A 23195-nucleotide genomic window follows, 5' to 3' on the forward strand; every position below is an offset into this window, starting at 1 on the left:
AATGAAAAAGTATCGTTCTTACCGTGGAGAAGTCGGCAAGGTTGCGCCAAATCTTCTGGCAAGAGATTTCCATGCGGAAAGACCGAATCAAAAGTGGGTAACCGATGTGACCGAGTTTTCCCTGTTTGGGAATAAACTTTATCTCTCGCCTGTACTTGACCTGTATAATGGTGAAATCATCAGTTATGCAATCAGTGACCGAGCCAATTACCGTCAGGTGGAAGAGATGCTGGATAAAGCTTTCTCCCGACTCCCGGACGGAAGCGGGCTAATCTTCCATTCGGATCAGGGCTGGCAATATCAAAATGCTCGGTATCAAAAAAGGCTGTTGGAAAAAGGCGTTCGGCAAAGTATGTCCAGAAAGGGGAACTGTCTGGACAATGCGGTTATGGAAAACTTCTTTGGCCTATTAAAATCGGAACTGCTTTATCTGCGGACATTCCAATCATTAGATGAGTTTTGTCAGGAACTGATCGCTTATCTTGAATACTATAACCATAACCGAATCAAAGAAAAATTGAATGGGTTAAGTCCTGTCCAATACAGAATTCAAAATGGCTTTGCCGCATAACTTTTGTCCAACTTTTGGGGAGCACTTCAACCATAGCTCATACTTCTTCGCTGTTGACAGTTCGTAATATAATAAAGATAAAATATCATGCATTCCAAGAATGCTAATTTTTCAAAATGCTTACAATAGCATCTGCTATATCCTGAGCATCACTTTCTTGATTATCCCTGCCGAAAGAAATACGAATTGTTCCGGCGGCATAATCTTCAGGTACAGAAATCGCCTGAATTACATGGGAAACCTGTGTATTAACGGAATCACATGCTGAACCTGTTGATATACAAATCCCCTTTAAATCCAGCCTGTGCAGAAGCATTTCACCGCTAGCGTTTTTAATGGAAATACTTATATTTCCAGGAAGATGATTATCGGCTCCGTTTCGGATAAAATCAATTCCAGCCTTGTTCAGGGCATGGATAAAGCTGTTTTCCATTTTGCAAAGCCTGCTTTCTGTTTCATCCATATGAGCGCAGTTTTTTCGAAGTGCCTCTGCCATCGCCACAATGGCTGCAATATTTTCTGTGCCCGCCCTCATTCCAAATTCTTGTGCACCGCCGTCAACAAGAGAATGAGTATCTGTGCCTTTCCTGATATAAAGAAATCCGATCCCCTTTGGCCCATTAAACTTATGAGCAGATGCCGAAAGCATGTCAACGCCTAAGCCCTTTACATTTACCGGAATGTGCCCTACGGCCTGCACAGCATCCGTATGAAAAAATGCCCCATGTGTATGAGCTATCTCTGCAAGTTCTTTTATCGGTTCAATCGTTCCTATCTCATTATTGACCAACATAACGGACACCAGCTTAGTGTTACCAGTGATGAACTTATTTAATGTGGCAGGCGTTAACACTCCTTTTTGATTAACCGAAAGATAAACAACTGGATACCCCAGACGCTCTACAGAAGCACAGGCGTTTAATATTGCATGATGTTCAATTTGACTGGTTAGAATAGCGCGGCCATCGCCGTATTGCAATGTACCTTTAATAGCCCAATTGTCGCTCTCGGTACCACCTGAGGTGAAAATAATTTCCTCCGGCTGTGCACCGATGCAGTCAGCAATGGTTTTTCTGGCAGCGGCCAGCGCTTTTTTTGCTGATCTTGCAAACGAATAGGGCTGAGACGCATTCCCATATTCTTTGAGCAAGTAAGGTTTCATTGCCTCGAATGCATCAATATCTAAAGCTGTCGTAGCAGCATTATCCGCATATATCACAGGCTCCGCCTCCCTTCATTATTCAAAGAGCTTACAGCCATCTTCTTTAAATTCTTCAATCTTATCTAAAATATCCTGCGGTGTCACCTCAAGGTATTCTGCAAGGCAGTCAAGGCAATAAAATTTTTCTATATCCTCGCCTAACAGCTTTTTATTAATTCCTATCTCGTTGCGTACCAGACCCGTTTTTCCGCAGGAAACACATGTTATCTTATTCATTCATCAACGTCCTTTACGCTTAATTCCGGTACTGTCTTCCCACCAAACTCCTCCGGATCAAGAATTCCAAGCTGAATCTTGATAATGGAGCGCATTTCGATAGCTGGCTTCAGACAGAACAAGTTAAAATCGTGGGAAGAAATATCCTCCGGGTGCTGTACATTCGGGAACAATAGCTTCAAATAGGCTGTGCAAATACGCTTGATCGCCTCCGTATCTCTCGTATCAGATTTCTCCGGGACTACTACCCGTGCATCAACAACAGCGCGGTATGTCGGGTCGTCTCTCAGTTCGTGCATAATAGAAGAGAAATACTCTGAATTCAGAGCCCAACCACAAATCTTCAGGTCATCGTTCATTCGAGGCAGTTCCCAGCCCTTTAAGAATCCGTGGAAGCGGTCTATCAAAGCGCTTTCATGAAACACCTTCGGCAAGTCGCTGAACATATTCAAGTATTCATTCATGGAGGCAGCGGGAATATTGCCAAGAAGAATAATGCCAGAATCAGCAGCCCCTTCGTGATTGCCAACTGTGTACTTGCCGTTTTCCATATAGCCCTTGAGAGCACCACGCATTTCATCTATATCGGTAAAGTTAATAGTCTGCACCTCATCTAACGCCACATAATCATGACCAAACACCAGGCCTTCTGTTCTCCGAGCAACGTCATAAAACATTTTTGCTCTGGACATAGTGCCGCCAGAAGAAAGCCAACCATAACGGCTGACCGATCCGAACAGATAGGACTTGCCGGTACCTTTGGGGGCTAGTTCAATCAAATTCAGTCGCTTCTCTACAAAAGGAAGCAATCTCGTAATCATGGCCAGCTTCTGCTGACGGGATTCGTAGCCAGCTGCATTATAATCGATGGCGCCAAGAATAATGTCAATCCACTCATCAAGGGTGAAAGATTCACGGGCATACTTGTACTCATCCAAGTCGATAATATACGGACAGAAATCTTGGAAACTCACCAACTTAATTTTTCCGGCATCCCTGTCGCTCTCCGGGAACTGATATCCAAGTTCTACGATTCCCCAATTCTCTTCAGCCTTCAACAATGCTGCGCTGCAATTTTCCCAAACGTCTCTCGGAATCACAGTATCTTTAGTGGTCAGACCAAAATCAGGAAGCGAGAAAGACAGACCCTGCGTCTTGATATCAATATCAACCGATATCTTGGCCAAAAATTTCATCTGCTCTTGATAGTTGACAATACGGTTCTTGATAGATTTCCAGTCCTCTTTTTTCGGAATAAACTCACGAATAAAAGCTGTAGCCCCATCAAAATCAATTTCGCCATGGTCATCCTGAAAGCGCTTTAACACCCAATCCCGCATGAATGATGGCATCTTGAAGGAGGTAATAAAATTGCTCTTCTTCAGGTCTTTATAGACAACCATCTCATCAAAGTTGTCCTTTAACTTTTCCACCATATCGGCAGACTGTAACTCGCTCATATTTGCCTCCTCCGATTAGAACAAATCTACTTCGCGGGTCTGCTTTTGCACTTTAAACTCCAGCTTCACCGACATATTTTTCTCGCCATCATAAACCTCCGCAGAGTAATTGCCTTTCCTCTTAATCTTCGAAATTTCAAATCTTGCATGTTTCTTATCCGCTACAAATTCACCGTCATAGAAATCGTTATCAATGAGCAGTCGAGGCTTGCTGAGCGGAATATTGGAATAAAGCACCAATTCTGGAGTAACACGCGGCTTTAGTGTAATGACAGGATTAACAAAGCAAAGTTCAATATTGTCCGGACGCTTTGTCAGGGTGATGATGGGCACCACCACTTCCTCAAGGGAAGCCCCACCGTGTACTTCTACATTTGCTCGACGGCCACCCTTAAAACGCTCATAGTTTGCAAGAACAGCAAATCCATCTTCATAAGCAACAAACGACAGATTCGGATCTTCTGCAGCCGGACAGCATCGTCCGCTGTGTTCACCAGATTCCTCTAGCTCAATGCTAGAATTCAACTCATGACCATAACGCACTGCCAATCTGCTGGCACCGTGGTCGGCTACAATCAACGCTTTCTCCAGCGTGCCTTGCACAAGCATGGACTGAATCATCCGTAGTTGTTCATCGATTACATCCAGTTCCTCAAATAAATGGAGCGGGTACTCACATTTCCGATAATCGTAAACCTGGCTGTGATGCTTTATCTCGTCAAGGTCATCGATTTTTCTCCAGTCTCCGTCCGCAAAATGCTGCAAAAACTCTTTGTTTTTAACTGTGATGGAAGGCAGCTCGCAATGGCCTATGGCTACTTCTGATACCAAGCCATATTCCTCGCACTTTGCCATAATAAAAGCAAGGTACTCCACGCCAAGTGCATCGAAAAAGAAGCATTGTACCTTCTTCTTATCCATGTGGGAAATGATGCTGCTCCTCGGCTGCAATTTATTATACGGCCGAGGTGATTGGGCGTAAGCATTGACCCTTTTCAGAAACTCCGGAAAGATACGATTTGTAAGCTTTTGAAGTTTGTAATCCCGGAAATATGTAGTCAAATCACCCCGGAATCTACTGTCGGATTCCGGCAACTTAGTGTTCACGGCATCAAAGACGAAATCCTGCATATATAAGTGTAGAGATTTAGACATACTGCGTGTTGCACGAAAAATTTCTTCCGGTGTGAAATCATAAAGGCTGAGGCACCGTACAAATTCGTACTTTTCTTGTGCGCTGCTGTCGGTCAGATAGAACACCTCGTCCTTTTGGTGACGGCCCAGTTTATCACAATATTTTTTAATAAGCGACAGATTCTCCGGCAACTGCTCCAACAGCCTCTTTCGCTCTGTATAATACCGCTCAAACTCCGGATGCGAAATATCTACATCTGCAAAGTCTAGATATGCATGCATCTCAAAAGAATCAACATGATCACAATTTTCAAGTATCAACGTCAGATAGTGGTTATTGGCCTCGCCGAAGGACTTCAATGACAGCCACAAGAGCCACTGCATCTTCTTATCGGCGGATCCCCAAACATCTGATAGATGCGCCGACAGATTTGCTGTAGCACCAAATTCATCACAAACCAACGCGGAAAAGCTGCTCTTGCCAGACATTTTAGAAGCAAGCCAGCTCCACTGCACATCTGTTCCGTATGCTTTTTCCGTCGCTCCTGCAATGTCTGAATATTTTGTGGTCAACGCCTCATAAATGCCTTCAGATGCAGTAACGGAATAAGCAGCGTTTCGGAACATATCAACAGGAAACGAGCAAAGTGCCGTCACAGCAGGGTGATTCTGACGCTGCATATCCGTCAATCTTTCAAGATAGGAGAGAAGTCTCGGAATATCAGAAAGTGGCCTAAATCCAATGCACTCTTCTTCAGTTTTCGCAAACTTTATCTGTGGCAACGGCGAAACCTCTCCGTCAACCAAAAGGACTCTTTTTTTCAACCGGATATCACGATTTATAAATTTCTGAAGCGTCTGTTCACAATGATCAAGAAGAACAATGCCATATCCGCTGATAGGGTAACTAAGAACCTCATCCAGCTTTGCGGCCAACGCACTATCGCTGCGAAGCATCTGAGCCTGCGATAGCCCAACTAAGGCATAGTTTCCACTACCACTTGCAATAGAGACGGCTGCATCGACATCAGGCAGACCGTTGGGCAGGCAATTTTGGGAAATATAAACACATCTCTTGCAGCTATCGGCCTCAAGGCGTTGGAGTATTTTCTGATAAACATCGTAATTCTCCGTATTCACCAACAAGAAATAGCCAGTCTTTTTTCCGTCAAAATAGGCACTCATTTGCTCGAAACATTCACTTGTGTTAATGCAACGCATAAATGCCCTCCTTATTCATTCTTCAGAATTTCCATCCCCACCGTAAGATTATCAGCAATGAGCTCATTCAAATAGCGACGCAGTTCAGTAGCATCCATCTTATCGATAACAGCCTGTGCACGCTCACAACCGCTGAGTTTGTATTGCTTTTCTGCCAGTACTTTCAGCCGATTCTTCACTGCAGAATTATCCATCCAATTATACGCCTTGTCCGGGATACTTCCAATTAGGCTCTTCCGAATAGAATCCGCATCCTTCAGCATAACGGCGTAATCGCCGACAACACGCTCCATGAAGCAGCGATCTCGCTCCAGCGGGTCATTCAAACGATCATAGAACGTAGCCGCCTCAAGATAATTGATAGCCTTGGTAATATCTGCATCCGAAGCAGCATATGCAAGGATGGTGGCAAAGATAGTTCTTGCCTCTCCGCGCTCTGTGTCATCGAACATACAAAGAATCGGTGTATCATATCGGTCAGACCAATCGGAGGGGTCTTTTGTTCCGGTTTTCTCCAGCCAGAGGTTCTTCAGCTGAGTCCTCCGAATGCTCTTTTTGTAGTTGCTTACAGCATTCTCAATGTATTGATAATACTCCGTGCTGGACTTGGTAAACTGACCAGCAGGAAGAGTATTGCAGAATCCGGCAACATCCTGCTCATCCAGTTCTTCTACAAACGTGCCCGCAACCTGTTTAAAATACGGCAACTGGTCTTTATAGAAGTGCTCAAATGCCTCACGTTGCGTTATCAGCGCATTATAAAATTGTTGCTTATACTGTTCCTGCAGTTGGCCGCTCTGCTTCATGTAATAAAGATGGACTAAAAGCTGGCTCAAGTCTCCGGTATATTTGCGCAGGACATCATACGGCATGCGGATGTTGTTGGAGCGTTTATTCCATTCCAATACCATATCCCGAAGGTTGGTGCATTTTGGAAGGCTCTTATTGCTTTCGGCAATGATGCGATACTCCAAAATGACATCCGAAATTTTCTCGTCCGCAGTAACAGAGCTCCATACCCAGTTCGCGGCATCCGCGTTAAACTTCAGTTTTACCTGGTCAAGATAGGCTCCACCATCGCCAATTTCATTTGCCAGCTGACGGAGAGCACCGCCCTGATAAGCATCAATATACGCCAGCATACCCTTGCGACACATCTCATCGGTCAGGAGACTTTCCATGTCCCGCGTGATGGCGGCATTGTCATGGACAAGGGAACCAATCTGGTCTGCAAGAGCGCTCTCTGTGTCCTTGTTACTGTTAGCAGTATTGGCGATTCCACAGTAAGCATCAATTACGGTGGTAATCTGATCAGCAGGTGTCTCCAACTGCACCGTGTTCAGAATATATTTCAGGCACCAAATAGGGAAAGTAAGGCCTTTCATCTTGATTCGTATTTGATCGCGGGCGCTTTCGATAGAGCCACACTGCGACATCGGAATATGAAACGCAGCAGATGTGCACTGTAGGAAGCAGCGCTGGCTTGCGCTCATAGCAACGATATATTCTTCTTTATATTTCGAAGACGGAGAAAATTTCTGATTGATTGCGTTAGCAATCATCTGCTTCATTTTCCCTTGTGTCATGCTTTCACTGAAAGGGCCATTGCTCCAGAAATAATCGGCAGTGGCATATTCTTTCAGCACAAAGCCCATAACAAAAGCAGTCGCATTGCTGGGCATAAATCCGTAAGGCGCCTCTTCCAACGCCTCATAAATGGAAAGAATGCTGATACGACCGGAAGCCTTCTCAAATCCAGCTTTTATGACCTTCTCTACTTCCTGCTTGATGCGGACAATTGGCAGGCTCTTTTTCGTCGGGTCTTCCCAATAGCGCTCAACCTTCCATGCACCCTTTAGTGCAGTCGCAAGGCTGGTTTTCACATTGGAAGATTTAAAGGTGGACTTCAACTCCTCTGTGATGCCGCATTCAGCGCCCTGGGCCAGAGGGCCTTTCACGAACATGTTATCAATCAGATTGAACTGCTCAAGGCCGCAGAAATAAATCTGGTGGTTGAGTTTCTGCAGCGCCTCCTGCAATGCGGCAAGATTGGCCACGCGAGTGCCGCTCTTATGCTCAGGCGTATAAAGGATAAAAGCACCCGCAGAAATTCTCTGTTTCCATTCAGTCAGGCACTTTTTCGCTTGCGTTTCAAATCCCATTGCACGCTGACGGTCGTTCTGAGCATAATTCTTACTGTATGCCATGTTCTCTACATACTGGCTCAAAAGGTCATCACCCATAGGTGTCAGGCATTCAATATAGAAAAGCTCGTTAGAAGGCTGAACGATTGCTTTTAAAATGGCATTTCTGATGGTAGCAGCCTCTGTATCATTCAGAGCAAAAGCTACCACAGTCTTAAAACGATTTGGCTTGCTCTGTCCACTCAGCTTGCTGCTGACTGGTGTTAAATTAGAGGAAGCTGCGCCCTCCATCACAAAACGGGGACGGATTGCAACAGGAAGCTGCACTGCAGACATCAGGTCGGCAGAAACAATCAAATCCTGCGTTTTTGTGCTGTTGCGGATATCGGCCTTTAGCTTGTTAATCTTGCCAATGTCGCCGTCACGATTCGCAACAGTGTATTCCTTTAGACCATTGCCTACGGGTTTTTCAAAGAGCAGTCCCTGCTGACACAGACCAGCAGCAATATTACGTGCTTTGCCCTTTGACCAGTCAGTACCCACAAAGGCCAGATCGATATTTTGCTCGTTGGGGCGCAGAAGCTCCACGTTGCCCACACGCAAGGAAATGGCTTCCAGAAGCAGCACAGTTTTAAACACTCGCTCCTGGTCTGGAGTTAGGATACCCTTTTTCAGCAGACCGAAGGAATCCAAAATCACGCGAACATCGTCATTCAATCCATTCTGGTCTTTCCCGGTAAAGAAATCCCAGAGCATGTCGATGGTGAGTAGGTTTATACTCTCCTCAGGACCATACTCGTTAATAAACCACTTGAAACCTTTTGCATCCGACATGTCATTACTGATAATGAAGTCAAACATACTACGAGCATTGGAATTGAATGCCACTGACATGTGTTTCAACAGCAGCGCTGCATACGGATGAATTGGAACGATAGACTGCAACTCTGTATCAGAAATGACGGTCTTTTGCCCCATTGTGGAGTGCTTTTTTGCACTGGCAATAATGGTATTGCGGACACTGGTTAACCCTTCATTTAGGTCACCCTTGTATTTAGTCCACTCCGGGAGGATCACAGGGTCATCCGTAGTTTTCATGGCCTGCGCCATCAACCGAAATGCCATATTCTCCGGCATCTCAATACGGACAGTTACATCGCCCACAAAACGATTCAGAATCTTCTTACGCATATCCTTATCCTGAATGAGAGAACTGCTTTCGTGGGTCACGATAAGGAAATAAAACGGGTGGGACTCGCTGATTTCTGCAAGGGTCTGAAAGCCAGTCAAGGCATTCTGATTGTTCTGAAAATACTCCGTAAACTCGTCCCACACGAAGAGAATAGCGGAGATGTCGTTCTCGTCAATGATGCTTTTGATCCAATCGCACATGGCCGGAATATCCAGACGCAGGGCCGTAATGCCATTGTCCTCGGCAACCTTCAGGATATTGCGCATCATTTTAGAAACAGCGGCCTCGTCCTCGGAGTTCTTCAGCACAGAGATGACCTCATTCACATGCTTGCCGCCGAAATCCCACATGTACTTATCTTCCTGAATCAGGCTGTCAAAGTAGACTCGGTTTGCCTCTTTGTCTTCCAGCCAGCGCAGGGCGGATTCCTTCAGGGATGCTTCACCACGATTGGTAATGCCATGCTCCTGCAGCGCAGCTGCGATGCTATCCTGTAAGGCTAGAATCAGGTCTTGGTCAGAACGGATAGACGCAGAGCCAATCCGGTGGATGGTAATCAATCTGCCGTTGCTCTTGTCCGTAATGAGCTGCTGGCAAAGGTCATCCCGGAGGCCATAATCCTTAAAATAAGCACGGATCTCGTCATCGCTGGCCTCCAGCATAGATTTTACCGTCAGAGCAGCATGGGATTTGCCGGTACCGTAGGCACCTTCCACCCACAGGGACCGGGAGTCCTTGCCAGAGAGCATGATGTGGGTTTTCTCCAGCAGCTTGACAAAGGTCTCATGAGGATAGAATGAAGTCCATTTGACTTCACCAGATCTTATCAGGTCAGCCGTAACCGCCGCATAATACTTTGGATCAATGTTAAAATAATCCTTGTAGGTTTTCTTGCTCATCGTCTTTTCTCCTCCTATCTCAGAATATAGCCAACACATCCTGAGAGGATTTGCCTTCACGTAAGCTAATAGTATCCAGTCCCAAAGAGAAACTGGCCGAAATGAAGTCTGGATAGTTTACGGACAAACCATTTAGAATCGGAACCATCGTATCGTAGTTCAGGCCAAAAATTCTGGTCGGACTAATGCCGTCACGCTCTATGGAGTCATCCAGCAGCGTGGACAGCGAGAACTGGTAATATCCGCCACATTTCTCCGCAAACTTGTAAAGTGAGTAGAGAATGACACGGGCATCTGGTTCAGCCCAACTACATCTCATAATAGAGTTAAGCGTTACCGTCTCTCTACCAGAAGCGGATGCTTTTTCGACTACATCGCAGTCGGCAAAGATTCTATCTTTACCCAGAGGCGTCTTGGCCATTATGATTTTAAGGGAATCAATAACATTCCGCTTACCCTTTCCTTTGGTATCATTCTCCATCACATCTGTCAACATCAAATTCAATAGGTCAGGTGTATATGATATTCCAAATTCAAGTGAAGTGACGAACCAATTAAACGCAGGTGTGTAGACCAGATTGCAAAGAATCAAGGCCCACGAGGTCTGACTGTATGCGCCCTCTCTGATAATTACATCCGCAAACGGTGTCGGCACGCATTTAGTGTACTTGTCTCCATCCGCAGTTTTGTCGTAGACTGTAAGGCCTGCATCATCCGCAAAATTCTTGAATGCATCTTTTTTCTTATTAGCGACCTGACCATCACCATCAGAAAGCCAGAATTCTTTTCCACCCTTATATCGAATGAATGAATCCAGCCACTCATCCCGCGTTCCAAAGGTAAAATACCTATCAATTCCCGCCATTTTTCTCCCCTCCGTTATCTTGTTTCGTATCGATGCATACCTTAAGCAATGCTCTTGGACATCGTGACATCTGTAGCAGTGTACACAGTTATCTCTAATCACTATCCCGTCCTTCATGTCAATGCAATCATGTTTGCATTCTGCCTCGCATTCTCCACATCCCACGCAGTACAGACTTTTGATGATTACACTTCTCATCAACGATTGAAATTTAATATCCGTCTTGGAGTTCTCACAGTTTTCCAGAATAAAGGTCGTTTTGCTTTCACCCAATGCTGTTCTGACAGTATAGGATTTTCCTTCAAACAGAATTGTATATTCATCTTCCGCCACCTGTGTTATATCACCAATTGTCTTCCCCCAATTTTGCCATTTGAGATGCGTCACAAAAGTATCTATCATAGGCGGATTGCTTCCGCTGATGACCTCAAACTTATCCTGGCCTAGATTAAGCTCACGTCCAGATTTACGGGTTCTCCAAAATCCGCCATCAATGAACTCTTTCATATCGGCCTCTGAGTAATTGGTTTTCCCGCTCGTAGAAGCTATTTTCCTAAGAAAAAAATCCACTTCAGACTGATATGAACAGCGCTTTATATACTCGTGCTTTCCAGTTGAATTGGGACAAACTAAACATCCAACCCTCATATTTCCCTTTTTATATGCCTCATTCAAGTGCAAATGCCTTTCATAGATATAGCAATATAACTCTGCGGAAGTCCAATCGAGTATTGCATGGCAGCTCATTTGACCACTGTGCTTCTGGCCATTGCTTACTGTATCATAAGTGCTTCGTGCCAAGCTTTCTTCAGCGCGCACTCCGGTAAAGGCCATTCCTGTAAAATCTCGCTTACCTGTTATCTCCCTGAGCAAATTAATCTGTGGTGACGTTTTATGTACACTACAACACCAGCGATTGCTGGTTGAAGGCGGCCCAAAGCAAGACCATGTATTTTGTGGAAGCAGCTTGGATTCTGCTTGATAGAACCGTATGCCCTCACTTATGCAGTCTGCTTTAATTCGTTCCACTAGCTCATACGTATCAGGAAATTCCATACGGGTATTTCCAAACAAAACCCAAAAATCATCGTGAGGAAGCGCACGCTGTACAATGTCTAACGCTACAACACTGTCCTTTCCACCACTGAAAGCAACATAAAAAACATCGATTTTATCTTTATATTCCCTATATGTATTATAAACTGTCTGAATCGTTTCTTGAACGAGAGTTTCTAAAATGGCTTCGTTTTTTTTCGTCATTGTTTCAACATCAACGAATTGTAACGGTATTCCATCTGGCTCAGGTGTATCCAAAAGGACTATCTCTGGTTTGGAATAGTACGAACCGCCTTTAGTTCTGGCAACCATTCTGCCGCGATAAATATAGTTATTAGCTTCTGCCCACATGAGCGGAGCGCAGTCGTCTTTGGGATACGACCAGTGTTGGTCAAATCCCAGTAGTGTCAATTCTGAGGCATAAACAGGACGCGGTTCCTTGCTAAACTTCGATTGCTCTGTGGTCAGAAGCAATCCTCCTGTCTCCTCATCCCATAAATACTGGTACATCAGGGTTTCCTCATTTCTCCTGTTTTTCTCTCTGTTCTTTTACCAGCTTGGCCTCCTGAATCACCGTCTCGATGCCTTCATAACGTCTTCGCTGCTGGTATCCCTTATCGACAATATATTGCAGAGCATCCTTGGTAGAGTCCAGTGCATTGGATTTCGACAGAACATCCACCAATAAAGCGCGGTAATCCTGAAAATCTGCATCCTTGCGCACCATTGCACCGTATACACCGGTTTTGATGAAAGAGGAGTGCAGCAAACGGAATTTCCTGCTGAAGCCAAACAGATAGCTCTCCAGCAGATAGCTGTTCCACGGATGGCCGATATTCGGGAAGCACAGAAAAAGATTTATTTCCAAAAGTGGAACATAATCTCCCGGACACATTCCGTCTAAAATTTCGTCTATTGCTTCTACATCAAACTTTATCTGGTCTTTCCGCAGCAATTCCGTGGCGGAGATACGAATCATCTCGCTCAATACCGAATCCCAGTAAATCAAAGTGCTCATTTCATCGCTCAGAGCCGACAGCTCGTCAACGGACAACACCTCGTGGTCTTTTGCAAACTCTGTAAAAACATCTGCCATGCTCAATTCCTTACCCTTGAGGGTAATAATAGGCCCATTAAAAGCGAACTGATCTCGGAGGATGTATCCGAGGCAATTCCTTAAGCCATAGGTGGTGTATCCATCCGTATTGATTGCAATGCTTGGGCATTTTTCTGCAATCAGCTGCATCAGGCGAACATCCGTAATATGACTGTGATAGCTCAGTTCTTCATTCATCAATGAAGAAAGATATGCTAGCTCATCTGCACTGACCGGCAGATTTGGTGCATAGAAATAGGTCTCAGCTGCAACCTTCACGATGGAGGCTGTCGTAACCAGAATGGTCTTCGTCCTTTCATAAGGAAGAAACCATGCCTTCTCATGAATTGCAGCATAATCCTGCGGCTGGTGGAACATCTTCATAATGCGAAGCAAGTCCTCCTGGGCATTTGCACCAGACCAGTTATTCGTCAGAAAAGAATAACGATGAGTGTATTTTCCGTTGGCATGGGCCATCAATAGCGATGCCAAGGCATCCTGATTGTATATGTGCAAATAGTCTGCAAGCGGCTGCTGGTATTTATCATAAACCGCTTCGATGTAGACGGCCGTTGCGCCAGAATCAAAAGCAGACAGAATATCACTCACAATTTCCATAATCAAGTTATTTTGACTGTCATCCTGCTTGGGGAATACTCTATTATCACGCTTTGTCCCGACCATACTCATGATTTCATCAATGCGATCATCTGTTTCTGCTGGGGGACAGCCATACTTTTCCGCATAAAATCGCCTAAACCGCCCACGAAAAATTGGCCGCCCCGTTTGGTAGCCATCCTCGCCAAAATGCTCTGCAAGAATCTCCGTATAGCGGATCCGAGTCTCCTCGGAGAGGTACTGCGGATTTATAACCGCCTCAACGGTTTTTAATTCTGGAAGTTTCTCTTCTGGCCGGGTATGGGCTGTTGTACTGGAACGGTAAGCGACGAGCTTGGATATCGCTGCCCGGAAGCGGTTATGCTGCTGCGCATTTAGATTCCGGAAAACCGGGACCTTCAAGAGCTCATCCAAAAGCTGCTGTAGCTTATTGGCATCTTCGATTAAGAACAAATCCGTATCGCAAACACCATATTCATTGGCAGCCTTACTGGACTGTCCGATGGCAGAAACATAGCTGCGGATAGTACCTAATGCAGAACCGGTCTGCTGCATCCAGCTTATAAACTGTTCTTTACTGCTTTCGGCATCTGAGCTATCGGCACAGTTGCCTGTTCCTGTTGTCGAAATTGTTTGAGGCGCTGTAGAGCTTCGCTTCTGGTAATATACTTCCAGATTTTCATAATCTACATTGCACAGGTCAAGCAGCTTTTTTATCTTTCCTACAATATCTGTAGCGCTGAGGTTCGTTTCCAGATAGAAATTATCCTGTACCTTTTTGGGAGCCGTCATGCTGCTTATTCCAGCCTCATCAGTGAAATCGCACCGGCTCTGTCCATCGATATTGCAGTTGATATAAGAGCGCAACACATCTGGATAATCATCCATCAGGCACTTGACGACTTGAACATATAATTGCGTCCAAAAGTTGACTTTGCCCTGCTCCTCTTCGAAATATGAATACTCCGTCGGCTGAGTAAAAGCCAGGGACTGAATATTGGTGAAATCGATCTTGTATGCGACAGTGCCAACAGTGGAAGGCGCTGCTGTTTCTCCATACCCAATCAACTCTGGAGAAGGTTCTGCAGGTTTTGTCTCCATAGGGGTTGCAGTCTGGTTAGACTTCATTGGTGCCGCCTGAGTCAGCAGCTCAGGATGCTCCTTCACAAAGCGGTAGTAAAATCGCATTGCAGAGCTCATTTTGCTCAATTTTTTCTTATATGTAAAACGGAAGACCTTATTGGAATCAACCGTGTTCATTACTTTACGAATATCGGCAAGGTTAGTCAATGAAAATAGCTTTTTCTTAATTACGCTGCGCTTCAGGCAAAAGTCCTCAATGTCAGTATATATCATATATAATTCCGACAGTTGCGCCGGAGATACTTGTGTTTCCAACCATGCAAAATACTGGTCTTGTATTGATTTGGTATCCGGCACGTTCCTTGCCTCCCTCAGCATTTTTTCGTAGGTCGCTCTGTCATTCTGGTACATGGCAACCGCATCCTGAAATAGCTTAGGCATGGAGGATTTCTTCATGCCCTTTTCGCCATCAGTCAGGATGTATTCCATCGTGGACATCTGTAGCGTAATGCCGTTTACGTTACGAAAAATGTCGTCTACTTCGATACCATTTCTCTTCGCACGTGAACGAAGTTTTGAAGACACAGCTACAATTGCATCTTTCCGGGACATCCTTCCCTCACGAGCGGCGATCAGCGCATTCAACATAATGACTGCTTCACTCATATCCCAAGGTACTCTTTGCGCCATCTTACCACTCTTTTCTATCAGTATTTGTATCACTCTCTATGAAAAATTTAATATGTACTCTTTTCCTCCAAAATAACAGAACATATATCTCCAATATCGCAACGCAAATACTGACAAATACGCATCAGAACACTCAAGGCAACCTCTTCACCCTTATTCAGCTTAGCCATAGTTCCGGTAGCCAATTTCAAATCTGTGCGTAACGTGGCTTTACTGATGTCTCGCTCTAATAGTAGCAGCCACAGCTTTTTATAACTAATTCGCATATTACATAACTCCCTGTACTGAATAGCTCGACAAAACTATTTACATTTTAGAACAGAAAAACAGAAAATACAACCGATTTCTCTGGAAAATTGAATTTAAAATTTGAGTTCTTGAACTTAATGAAAACACCAGTGTCGGTCAAAAACCGACACTGGTGTTTTGTGTCCTACTATATGCTAAACCATCCCGAAGTGCTTCAGCGCCTCCATAATTGCCGCTTCCTTTTCCGGCGGGCACTGCGGTACTTTCGCGTCTTCCTTCTTCGATAGATTATAGTTTGGCCCAACATTCAGCCCACATTTCCGTTTGACCTGGGAGATGTACAGGCTGGATACCTTCAAACCATACTTCTCCAGCACATATGCTTTGATTTCGTCATAGGTAGCCTTGCTCTCCGCCGCTGTCAAATCCAGCTCGTCCAGATTCAACTCCACTTCGATATGCTGCTTGGTGTTAAGTTTGGACAAGAGTACTACCGTCTCCACAGATGCCCCGCATTCATCAAATTGCGTGAGCACCTTTTGTTCAATGGGAAACTTGTACGCAATCGCCTTTACAAAGCGTTTCTGTGTCTTTTGTTCCTCACGCGGGAACAACTCAACCTCAGAAATCAGGTATTTCACAAGGTCGCGCCGTTCTGCTGCATTCATTCTATCATAGATTGCGTCAAAAGACGAGAGGATTCCTATCATAGATTGCACAGACATCTGCTTGCTTTCCAGAGTTGCCTTTTTCATCATGCTTTCTTGCAGCAGATCCTCCGCCTTATAAATCTGGTCATAGAGGTCATTCAGGCGGCGGGTCATGTCTGCGCGGCGGCGCTCTGCATACTTGTCATCCGGGGCAATGCGATCAATATCCTGTTCCAAGCTGTCACGGCTGCGCTGTAAAGCGGATAGCTGCTTTTTGTAAGCGGTAATATCATTTTCGACCTCAGTCATGTCCACGGCGGTCATCACCTTTTCCTGCAAATCCTTGATAAACTGCGGATTGCGGACAATCTTCCGGGTGTACTCCATCACCTCGTCCTCAACCTGACTGGCTACCACGCCATTTCTGCGGCATACCGAAGTCCCCCGGTGTTTTGTCGCATAGGAGCAGACATAAGATTCTGTACGGCGCTCTGTACCGTCCTGATTTGTCCACTTGGTCATGCCGATGTACATGGGTGCGCCGCATTGCGGACATTTTACGATACCAGACAACAGATGTGCGTTATACTGACCGATGTTGTGATTGCCCTTTTTCCCACGGATGGCTTTGATCTCCTGCACTCGGTCAAAATCCTCTTTAGAAACAAACGCCTCATGGGAAATAACCTCACTCAAAATATACTCGTCCTGTTTCACAAGCCGATACTCATTATCTTTGCCGGGAACTTTCTCTGTGCGTCGTTTGCCCCATGCCACGCGCCCTGTATAAACCGGATTGCTAAGCATTCTCTTGATGTGGTCAGAACTCCACTCGCCATAGCTGGGGCGGATTGCATTCTTTGCCGGTGGGCGAGTATAACCGTTTCGATTGAGATAACCCGAAATTGCTGTGTATCCCATATTGCGGTTTAGGAACATATCAAAGACCAACTGCACGACAGCCTTTTCTTCCGGAACAGTCTCCAATTTTCCTTTACTCTTGTCATCGCCCTTTACCAGACGATACCCATAGGGTGCAAAGCCACCGTTCCAGCCGCCGGATTTTGCTTTTTCCTCGCGCCCCAAAAGGCTCTGTGCAATGATGTTTTCGCGCTCCAACTCAGCTACCGCGCCAAGAATGGTAATCATCATTTTTCCCATAGAGGTCGAGGAATCAAGCCCATCTTCTACGCACATCAGGTGAACACCGTATTTCATAATGAACTCAAGGGAGTTCAGCACATCCCGCGCGTTTCTGCCAAACCTCGATAATTTGAAAACCAGCACATAGTCCGTATGCACTTTTCCACTCTGAATGTCATCCAGCATCCGCTGGAACTCAGTCCGTCCCTCGATACTCTTGCCACTTTTGCCTTCTTCAACGTAGGTATCAAGAACGGTCATACCCCGACGCTCGGCGCATTCAGCCAGATAGTGTTTCTGCCCGTCCAGACTATACCCCTTTACCTGACGCTCACTGCTGACACGGATATAGATTACACACGATTTGCCCTCTTTCGTATTATACATAGATTTCCTCCTATTGCAGGACCGGGCGGTCATCGACCGCCCGGAATACTCTGCTCAGATTTTCTGATTTTCCTTTTCTGCGGCAGCATATTTAATCAGGATTTGTGCCAGAACATTGATAAAGTTCTGGTAGCAGTCCCTCTGCTCTGCTGTCATCTGAACCACGCTCTCCTTGGGAAAGCGAAGCTCGGTTCCATTGTTTGCAGTGTAGCTCTTGTAGTTTTCGTTTTCTACCATGTAATCACTCCATTTGACGTTATGTTCGTCAGCCGAATGAAGTGCCGCTCTTTCGATGGTAACTCAACAGTTACTATTATATGCTATTTCCAGTCTTGGGTCAATAGCTCCGGAGCGATTCTCCGGTAACTCCTGAATTGACATTTCTGCTTGCTCTCATGTATAATTACTTTGATAATTCCCGGAGGTGAAGTCAATGAGTATGGCTCAGGTTATCCGGGCTGCTATGAAGAAGCAAGGCGTAACTGTCAGTCAGCTTTCAAGGCAGCTTGGCTGCACAACCCAGAATATCAGCGGCAAAATGCGCCGTGACAATTTCAGGGAAAGCGAGTTGCAGGAAATAGCGGCGGCTATCGGCTGTCGGTTTGAGGGTCGTTTTATTTCAGAAGAAACAGGAAAGCCGGTTGAATAATATTCCTGTCTCATGGGTGGGTAAGCTGCTGCAACAGCTTACCCATTCAGCATTTCTGCGGCTTTTTTGACATTTGCGCTGGCGCTGCCCTTACGGAAGTTCTCTCCGTCGAAGCGAATTGGGACACATACTTCTAAGATACGGTCAAAGATGCGGCGGTCATCCAGATCGGCAGCTTGCTTCATAACGGAAAGCGGGATATTTGTCGTGACGATCATGGGCTTGCCGGTCAGCAGCCGCTTGTCAACCACATCGAATACCCGCTCCTTACCGAAGCTGGTGTTACGCTCTGCACCCAAATCATCCAGAATGAGGAGGTCGGGGCGCATAAGCGATTTCATGTAGTGGTCACGGTCTGTGCCGAAATTACCCTGCATTCGGTTGACCACATCGGACATTCCCACAAAGAGGACGGACTCCAGACGGTCAATCAGAGCGTTGGCAACACAGCCAGCGGCATAGGATTTTCCAGTGCCGACATTCCCGAACAGGAGTAGCCCGATCCCCGCCTTTTTGAACTCGTCCCAGTTCTGCGCGTAGCCCCTCGCCTTTGCAAGCTGGGATGTCATAGCTGCGGCTGACTCAAACCGCCAGCCAAAGGCGGGCATATCGCGGAACGCCTCGCTGCGGAGCATTGTCATATAGGACATTCGCTCATATTCCCGGCGCTTTGCTTCTTCCCGTTCGCGGCGCTCGTCAGCGCACTTGCACATAACCGGGTGCTTGGTAAAGCCCTGTGCCTGAAGGTCTGCGGGATAAAAGGCTTCTTTCGGCGTGTGGCACTTGCCGCAGTATTTCAGCCCATCAGCGGAATTGATGTAATCGTCAGGTGCGGCATTAGCCGCTTCAACGGCATCAACCATTTTCGTAAAAATCGGATTCATAGACATTCTCCCTCGTTATCGCCGTAGGTGTAGTTTTTCGCGCTCCCGCCCTTGCTGTCCTCGGTCAGCCATTTCTTGATGGTGGCATAATGGTTGGCATAGTGCCTGTCATTGGAAGCCATGTACCGGGACAGCCGCTCAATGTATTCGGCGGCTTTACCGGGATAAGCCGTTTCCAGCCGGGTACATTCCTCGCCTGACAGAAAAACATTTTGAAACTCTCCATATCGGCGGCGCGTACTCTCTACTCTTTTGGTCTTACTATGTTCTTTATATTCTGTATCAGTATTACTTGTGGGCAATTTCTGCCCATCAAGAGGGGCGGTTTTCTGCACTTCTGAAAGGCAGCCTTTGCCCATCAGAGGGGAAGAAAGCTGTACCCCATCGGGTATTTGCAGAAACAGCCTGTTTGCCTTGGTCAAGCCCTGTCGGACGCGAGTCAGTAGCCCGGCATTTTCCAGTTCGCACAAGGCAGTTTTTACCGTTCTTTCGCTCCGATTCAGGTCATTCGCCATCTGCTTGATTGTGTAGATGACATACACATTTCCGTCCTCTGATACCCACCCCGATTTTTGCGAAAGCATCGTGCGGTTCAGCAGGAGGGCATACAGCAGTTTGGCGTTGATGGAATGTTCGCTGACTACCATAAATTGCGGCAGAGGAATGAACGGTGGGAGCGAGGTATCAATCTTGATATAGATGGCGCATCACTTCCTTTCGGTGTCTGCGGTATTCATGGCGGTGTTCCATCGGGACCGCGAGGGGAGTACGCAGATGTACCACCCTTTTTTGCCCTCTTGGACCGATAATGCGGGCAAATAACGACAACCACCCGGAAACTCTGCTTGCAATCATGGACGCAGCGGCGGCAGAGCGTGTTGTACGCCTTGCGTCCCCGGTCATTCAGGAAAAACGACCATTCCAGCTTTTTTGATTTGCTCATGCGCGGCATATCTGTACTCCTTTCCCGAATTACAATTCGTTTCTCTGCTGCACTTTCAGCAGTTCCCATACGTCAGCCATCCGTTCTTTCAGCTCGGCAACGTCGGCATCGTAGAAATGCCCGGTGCTGTTGATGCGGCGGCAGACGTGGTTGATGTTTGTGGCAATCCTGCTGACAGCGGCAGCTAACTTTTTCTGCTCGGTGTAATCGACCTTGATGATGTACCCGTCAATCAGCATTTTCCGGGCATACGCGCCGAAGTTGCGGGTGCCGAGTTGGTTCATCTTGTGGCGAACCACGCTCAATTCCTGCTCATTCAGGCAGATTTCCTTACGGATGGGTCTTGTGCGGTCTGGCATATCAAAGAACTCCTTTCACTTTACAACGGACATTTCTTCGTCGAAACGCAGGTATCGAAACGGAAGATTTTCAAAAAATATGCGCCCCTGCTTTTGCGAAAGCGGGAGCGCGTTGTATCTGCGGATATGAGATTTGAGAGAGTAGCAAGCACATCCGGTGTCCGTACACACCGGAAAAATGAGCGGTTCAGCCTTGCGCCCGAACTGCTCATTTTGTTGTTGGGGAATCCCCACACCCCTTTCATGTCTGAATTGAAAATACTTCCTGAACTTTTCAGAAAGCCCTTGCTTTTATTCGCTTTGACGATTATAATTATACTGTGATTTTATAAGCAGACGCGGAACTTAACTGCAACAGGAGTGCTACCCATGAAGTATTTATCTATCGCGCAAACCGCCGAACGCTGGGGCATCTCCACCCGCCGTATTCAGATTTTGTGCGGCGAGGGGCGCGTCCCCGGTGCTATCCGCATTGGCTCGGTCTGGGGGATTCCAGAGGACGCAGAGAAGCCAGCGGACGCGAGAATCAAGAACGGCAAGTATATCAAAAAAACTGCCGAAAATGAAAAATAAGCCGCAGATTATATCAGCGACTCTAACTCGAAATAATGGGGTCTATTCCACCTCGCGGGTGCGAATGGGCGCACTGATCCCTTGTCACGAATCTACCTAAATCGTCGATTCGACAAACGATGACAGTGTTTGACAAAGATTTAGTCCTTCCGAGACAGGATAGGTCTTTCACCACAATAACCACTGCACAGACATAGACAGGAGTGACCCTCATTACTGCTGAGGGTCAGGGTAGAAAAACCCTCATTTGAAATGAGGATAACACGATTATGGAGGAAATCAGCCATGCCAACACTGGAATGGATCGGAAAAAGTAAAGTCATCAATCACCATCAGGAAGTGCCGTTCCGGGTGTTGGAGCGCCAATACAGCTATGACGAGCAGGGCCAGCATGAAGAAGATAACGGCAGCGAAAATATGATTATCCGGGGCGATAATCTGGAGGCCCTGAAAGCCCTGTTGCCCCGGTACGAGGGGCGCGTCAAGTGCATCTACATCGATCCGCCCTACAACACGGGCAACGAGGGCTGGGTCTACAACGATAATGTCAACGACCCGAAGATCAAGAAGTGGCTGGGCGAGGTTGTCGGCAAAGAGGGCGAAGACCTGACCCGTCATGACAAATGGCTGTGCATGATGTATCCCCGGCTGAAGCTGCTGCAGAAGTTGCTATCCGATGATGGTGTTATTTTTATCAGTATTGACGATACGGAATTTGCCAATCTTCGGCTGATTTGCGATGAAATTTTTGGTATACGTAATTTCCTTGCAGATGTTATTTGGGAGAAATCCGATAGCCCAAGAATGGATGCAAAGATTTTTTCTGTCCGACATGACCACACAATTACATATACGAAAAATATCGATGTTCTGAACCTAAACAGAATTCACACGGATGAAGTCCCTGAACATTACAACAAGGTTGAAACAGATGGCAGAAGATATTACTTAAAGCCCCTTCGTGCAATGGGACAAAATGATGCGCGTGAAGCTCGTCCGAACCTTTATTATGCTATGATTGCGCCCGATGGCTCAGAGGTTTTCCCTGTTAGGTCAGATGGCTCGGATGGTAACTGGCGTTGGAGTAAATTGAAGGTGGCAGAGAACCCCACGCGCATTGAGTGGGTGAACGGGCGCAACGGCTGGACACCGTATTACAAAATTTATGCAGAAGAACAAACAGAGCGTCCTCCAGAAACAATCTGGTACAACAAAGATGTTGGTAGCAACCGTACTTCAATGAATCAAATTAAAGCAATTTTCCGGGATGGAAAATCTTTCGATACGCCCAAACCCGTTGGATTAGTTGAAAGAATACTTGAAATTGCATCTGAAAAGGACAGTATCGTTCTCGACTCCTTCGCCGGTTCCGGCACCACCGCCCACGCCGTTCTGAATATGAACAAAGCCGACGGCGGACACCGGAAATTCATTCTCGTTGAGATGATGGACTACGCCGACAGCATTACTGCCGAGCGCGTGAAGCGGGTCATCCAAGGCTACGGCGAGGGCAAGAGCGCCGTGGAGGGTACGGGCGGCAATTTCAGCTTTTACGATCTGGGCGAACCGCTTTTGGTAGGCGATTGCCTGAACGAAGCGGTTGCCCCCGAAAAAATCCGCGAATACATCTGGTTCATGGAAACCAAAACGCCCTATGCCCCTCCTGCTGGGGACAGCCCCTATTACCTCGGTAACCACAACAGCACGGGTTACTACTTCTACTATGAGCCGCAGCGCGTGACGGTTTTGGACTATGCGTTTCTTGCCACCATCAAAGAAAAAGCCGATGGAACGGTCATTTATGCCGACCGCTGCTCCATCGGTGAGGACAAGCTGGCGCAGATGGGGATCACCTTCAAGAAGATTCCCCGCGACATCAGCAGACTGTAAG

The 23195-nt window shown here is 46.4% G+C and carries 18 protein-coding genes; 4 read left to right on the top strand and 14 right to left on the bottom strand.

What is annotated here, in order from left to right; genetic code table 11:
- Positions 1-571, top strand: a 571-nt coding sequence (locus ACTQ34_RS07640; RefSeq protein ID WP_441363264.1) for an IS3 family transposase, incomplete at its 5' end; no start/stop codon positions are given.
- A gap of 103 nt (positions 572-674) precedes the next feature.
- On the opposite strand, the gene ACTQ34_RS07645 is transcribed toward ACTQ34_RS07640, so the two are convergent.
- The 10 genes from ACTQ34_RS07645 to ACTQ34_RS07690 form a co-directional block, all read right to left on the bottom strand.
- On the bottom strand, positions 675-1790 hold the full coding sequence (locus ACTQ34_RS07645) for a cysteine desulfurase family protein (RefSeq protein ID WP_441363265.1): 1116 nt from the start codon (positions 1788-1790) through the stop codon (positions 675-677).
- Positions 1791-1808: 18 nt separating this feature from the next.
- Positions 1809-2009 carry a hypothetical protein gene (locus ACTQ34_RS07650; RefSeq protein WP_441363266.1) on the bottom strand — a complete coding sequence of 67 codons (201 nt, stop codon included), beginning with the start codon at positions 2007-2009 and terminating at the stop codon, positions 1809-1811.
- The gene (brxL, locus tag ACTQ34_RS07655; RefSeq protein ID WP_441363267.1) at positions 2006-3469 is read right to left on the bottom strand and encodes a BREX system Lon protease-like protein BrxL; all 1464 of its coding nucleotides are present in this window, start codon (positions 3467-3469) and stop codon (positions 2006-2008) included. Before brxL ends, ACTQ34_RS07650 begins: the two co-directional genes overlap by 4 nt.
- Before the next feature lie 15 nt (positions 3470-3484).
- Positions 3485-5824 carry a BREX-4 system phosphatase PglZ gene (gene pglZ, locus ACTQ34_RS07660; protein WP_441363268.1) on the bottom strand — a complete coding sequence of 780 codons (2340 nt, stop codon included), beginning with the start codon at positions 5822-5824 and terminating at the stop codon, positions 3485-3487.
- 11 nt (positions 5825-5835) lie between these two features.
- On the bottom strand, positions 5836-10059 hold the full coding sequence (locus tag ACTQ34_RS07665) for a hypothetical protein (protein WP_441363269.1): 4224 nt from the start codon (positions 10057-10059) through the stop codon (positions 5836-5838).
- 19 nt (positions 10060-10078) lie between these two features.
- A complete protein-coding gene (locus ACTQ34_RS07670; RefSeq protein WP_441363270.1) occupies positions 10079-12490 on the bottom strand; it encodes a phosphoadenosine phosphosulfate reductase domain-containing protein in 2412 nt (803 codons plus the stop codon).
- A gap of 10 nt (positions 12491-12500) precedes the next feature.
- Positions 12501-15443, bottom strand: coding sequence for a hypothetical protein (locus ACTQ34_RS07675; protein ID WP_441363271.1), 2943 nt, complete (start codon positions 15441-15443; stop codon positions 12501-12503).
- A 71-nt stretch (positions 15444-15514) separates the two neighbouring features.
- Positions 15515-15733 carry a helix-turn-helix domain-containing protein gene (locus tag ACTQ34_RS07680; protein WP_441363272.1) on the bottom strand — a complete coding sequence of 73 codons (219 nt, stop codon included), beginning with the start codon at positions 15731-15733 and terminating at the stop codon, positions 15515-15517.
- Positions 15734-15910: 177 nt separating this feature from the next.
- Positions 15911-17896, bottom strand: coding sequence for a recombinase family protein (locus ACTQ34_RS07685; protein WP_441363273.1), 1986 nt, complete (start codon positions 17894-17896; stop codon positions 15911-15913).
- Between the two features lie 54 nt (positions 17897-17950).
- Entirely contained in the window at positions 17951-18133 is a 183-nt protein-coding gene (locus tag ACTQ34_RS07690) for a hypothetical protein (RefSeq protein ID WP_118685717.1), read from the bottom strand.
- 196 nt (positions 18134-18329) lie between these two features.
- On the opposite strand from ACTQ34_RS07690, the gene ACTQ34_RS07695 reads away from it, so the two are divergent.
- Complete coding sequence (locus tag ACTQ34_RS07695; RefSeq protein WP_021899267.1) at positions 18330-18545, top strand: helix-turn-helix domain-containing protein; 216 nt, start codon at positions 18330-18332, stop codon at positions 18543-18545.
- A 38-nt stretch (positions 18546-18583) separates the two neighbouring features.
- Here ACTQ34_RS07695 and ACTQ34_RS07700 read toward each other — a convergent pair whose 3' ends face one another.
- The 4 genes from ACTQ34_RS07700 to ACTQ34_RS07715 form a co-directional block, all read right to left on the bottom strand.
- Entirely contained in the window at positions 18584-19429 is an 846-nt protein-coding gene (locus ACTQ34_RS07700) for an ATP-binding protein (protein ID WP_441363274.1), read from the bottom strand.
- Entirely contained in the window at positions 19426-20076 is a 651-nt protein-coding gene (locus tag ACTQ34_RS07705) for a replication initiator protein A (protein ID WP_441363275.1), read from the bottom strand. The genes ACTQ34_RS07700 and ACTQ34_RS07705 overlap by 4 nt, the downstream gene beginning before the upstream one ends.
- Positions 20077-20162: 86 nt before the next feature.
- Positions 20163-20381, bottom strand: a complete 219-nt coding sequence (locus ACTQ34_RS07710) for a hypothetical protein (protein WP_243249454.1) — start codon at positions 20379-20381, stop codon at positions 20163-20165.
- 20 nt (positions 20382-20401) lie between these two features.
- The gene (locus ACTQ34_RS07715) at positions 20402-20731 is read right to left on the bottom strand and encodes a plasmid mobilization protein (RefSeq protein WP_009323461.1); all 330 of its coding nucleotides are present in this window, start codon (positions 20729-20731) and stop codon (positions 20402-20404) included.
- Positions 20732-21100: 369 nt separating this feature from the next.
- Between ACTQ34_RS07715 and ACTQ34_RS07720 the strand changes: the two genes are divergently transcribed.
- Both ACTQ34_RS07720 and ACTQ34_RS07725 read left to right on the top strand, forming a co-directional pair.
- On the top strand, positions 21101-21304 hold the full coding sequence (locus tag ACTQ34_RS07720) for a transposase (RefSeq protein WP_009323462.1): 204 nt from the start codon (positions 21101-21103) through the stop codon (positions 21302-21304).
- A gap of 285 nt (positions 21305-21589) precedes the next feature.
- Positions 21590-23194, top strand: a complete 1605-nt coding sequence (locus tag ACTQ34_RS07725) for a site-specific DNA-methyltransferase (RefSeq protein ID WP_441363276.1) — start codon at positions 21590-21592, stop codon at positions 23192-23194.
- Position 23195 lies beyond the last annotated feature (1 nt).

The sequence above is a fragment of the Agathobaculum sp. LCP25S3_E8 genome, assembly GCF_052117165.1.
Classification (GTDB): Bacteria; Bacillota; Clostridia; order Oscillospirales; family Butyricicoccaceae; genus Agathobaculum.

What these genes read in the sequence shown, in the direction of transcription:
- ACTQ34_RS07650 (WP_441363266.1), bottom strand. Translation starts at nt 2,009, where the DNA reads ATGAATAAGATAACATGTGTTTCCTGCGGAAAAACGGGTCTGGTACGC.
- brxL (WP_441363267.1), bottom strand. Translation starts at nt 3,469, where the DNA reads ATGAGCGAGTTACAGTCTGCCGATATGGTGGAAAAGTTAAAGGACAAC.
- pglZ (WP_441363268.1), bottom strand. Translation starts at nt 5,824, where the DNA reads ATGCGTTGCATTAACACAAGTGAATGTTTCGAGCAAATGAGTGCCTAT.
- ACTQ34_RS07665 (WP_441363269.1), bottom strand. Translation starts at nt 10,059, where the DNA reads ATGAGCAAGAAAACCTACAAGGATTATTTTAACATTGATCCAAAGTAT.
- ACTQ34_RS07670 (WP_441363270.1), bottom strand. Translation starts at nt 12,490, where the DNA reads ATGTACCAGTATTTATGGGATGAGGAGACAGGAGGATTGCTTCTGACC.
- ACTQ34_RS07675 (WP_441363271.1), bottom strand. Translation starts at nt 15,443, where the DNA reads ATGAGTGAAGCAGTCATTATGTTGAATGCGCTGATCGCCGCTCGTGAG.
- ACTQ34_RS07680 (WP_441363272.1), bottom strand. Translation starts at nt 15,733, where the DNA reads ATGCGAATTAGTTATAAAAAGCTGTGGCTGCTACTATTAGAGCGAGAC.
- ACTQ34_RS07685 (WP_441363273.1), bottom strand. Translation starts at nt 17,896, where the DNA reads ATGTATAATACGAAAGAGGGCAAATCGTGTGTAATCTATATCCGTGTC.
- ACTQ34_RS07690 (WP_118685717.1), bottom strand. Translation starts at nt 18,133, where the DNA reads ATGGTAGAAAACGAAAACTACAAGAGCTACACTGCAAACAATGGAACC.
- ACTQ34_RS07695 (WP_021899267.1), top strand. Translation starts at nt 18,330, where the DNA reads ATGAGTATGGCTCAGGTTATCCGGGCTGCTATGAAGAAGCAAGGCGTA.
- ACTQ34_RS07700 (WP_441363274.1), bottom strand. Translation starts at nt 19,429, where the DNA reads ATGAATCCGATTTTTACGAAAATGGTTGATGCCGTTGAAGCGGCTAAT.
- ACTQ34_RS07705 (WP_441363275.1), bottom strand. Translation starts at nt 20,076, where the DNA reads ATGGTAGTCAGCGAACATTCCATCAACGCCAAACTGCTGTATGCCCTC.
- ACTQ34_RS07710 (WP_243249454.1), bottom strand. Translation starts at nt 20,381, where the DNA reads ATGCCGCGCATGAGCAAATCAAAAAAGCTGGAATGGTCGTTTTTCCTG.
- ACTQ34_RS07715 (WP_009323461.1), bottom strand. Translation starts at nt 20,731, where the DNA reads ATGCCAGACCGCACAAGACCCATCCGTAAGGAAATCTGCCTGAATGAG.
- ACTQ34_RS07720 (WP_009323462.1), top strand. Translation starts at nt 21,101, where the DNA reads ATGAAGTATTTATCTATCGCGCAAACCGCCGAACGCTGGGGCATCTCC.
- ACTQ34_RS07725 (WP_441363276.1), top strand. Translation starts at nt 21,590, where the DNA reads ATGCCAACACTGGAATGGATCGGAAAAAGTAAAGTCATCAATCACCAT.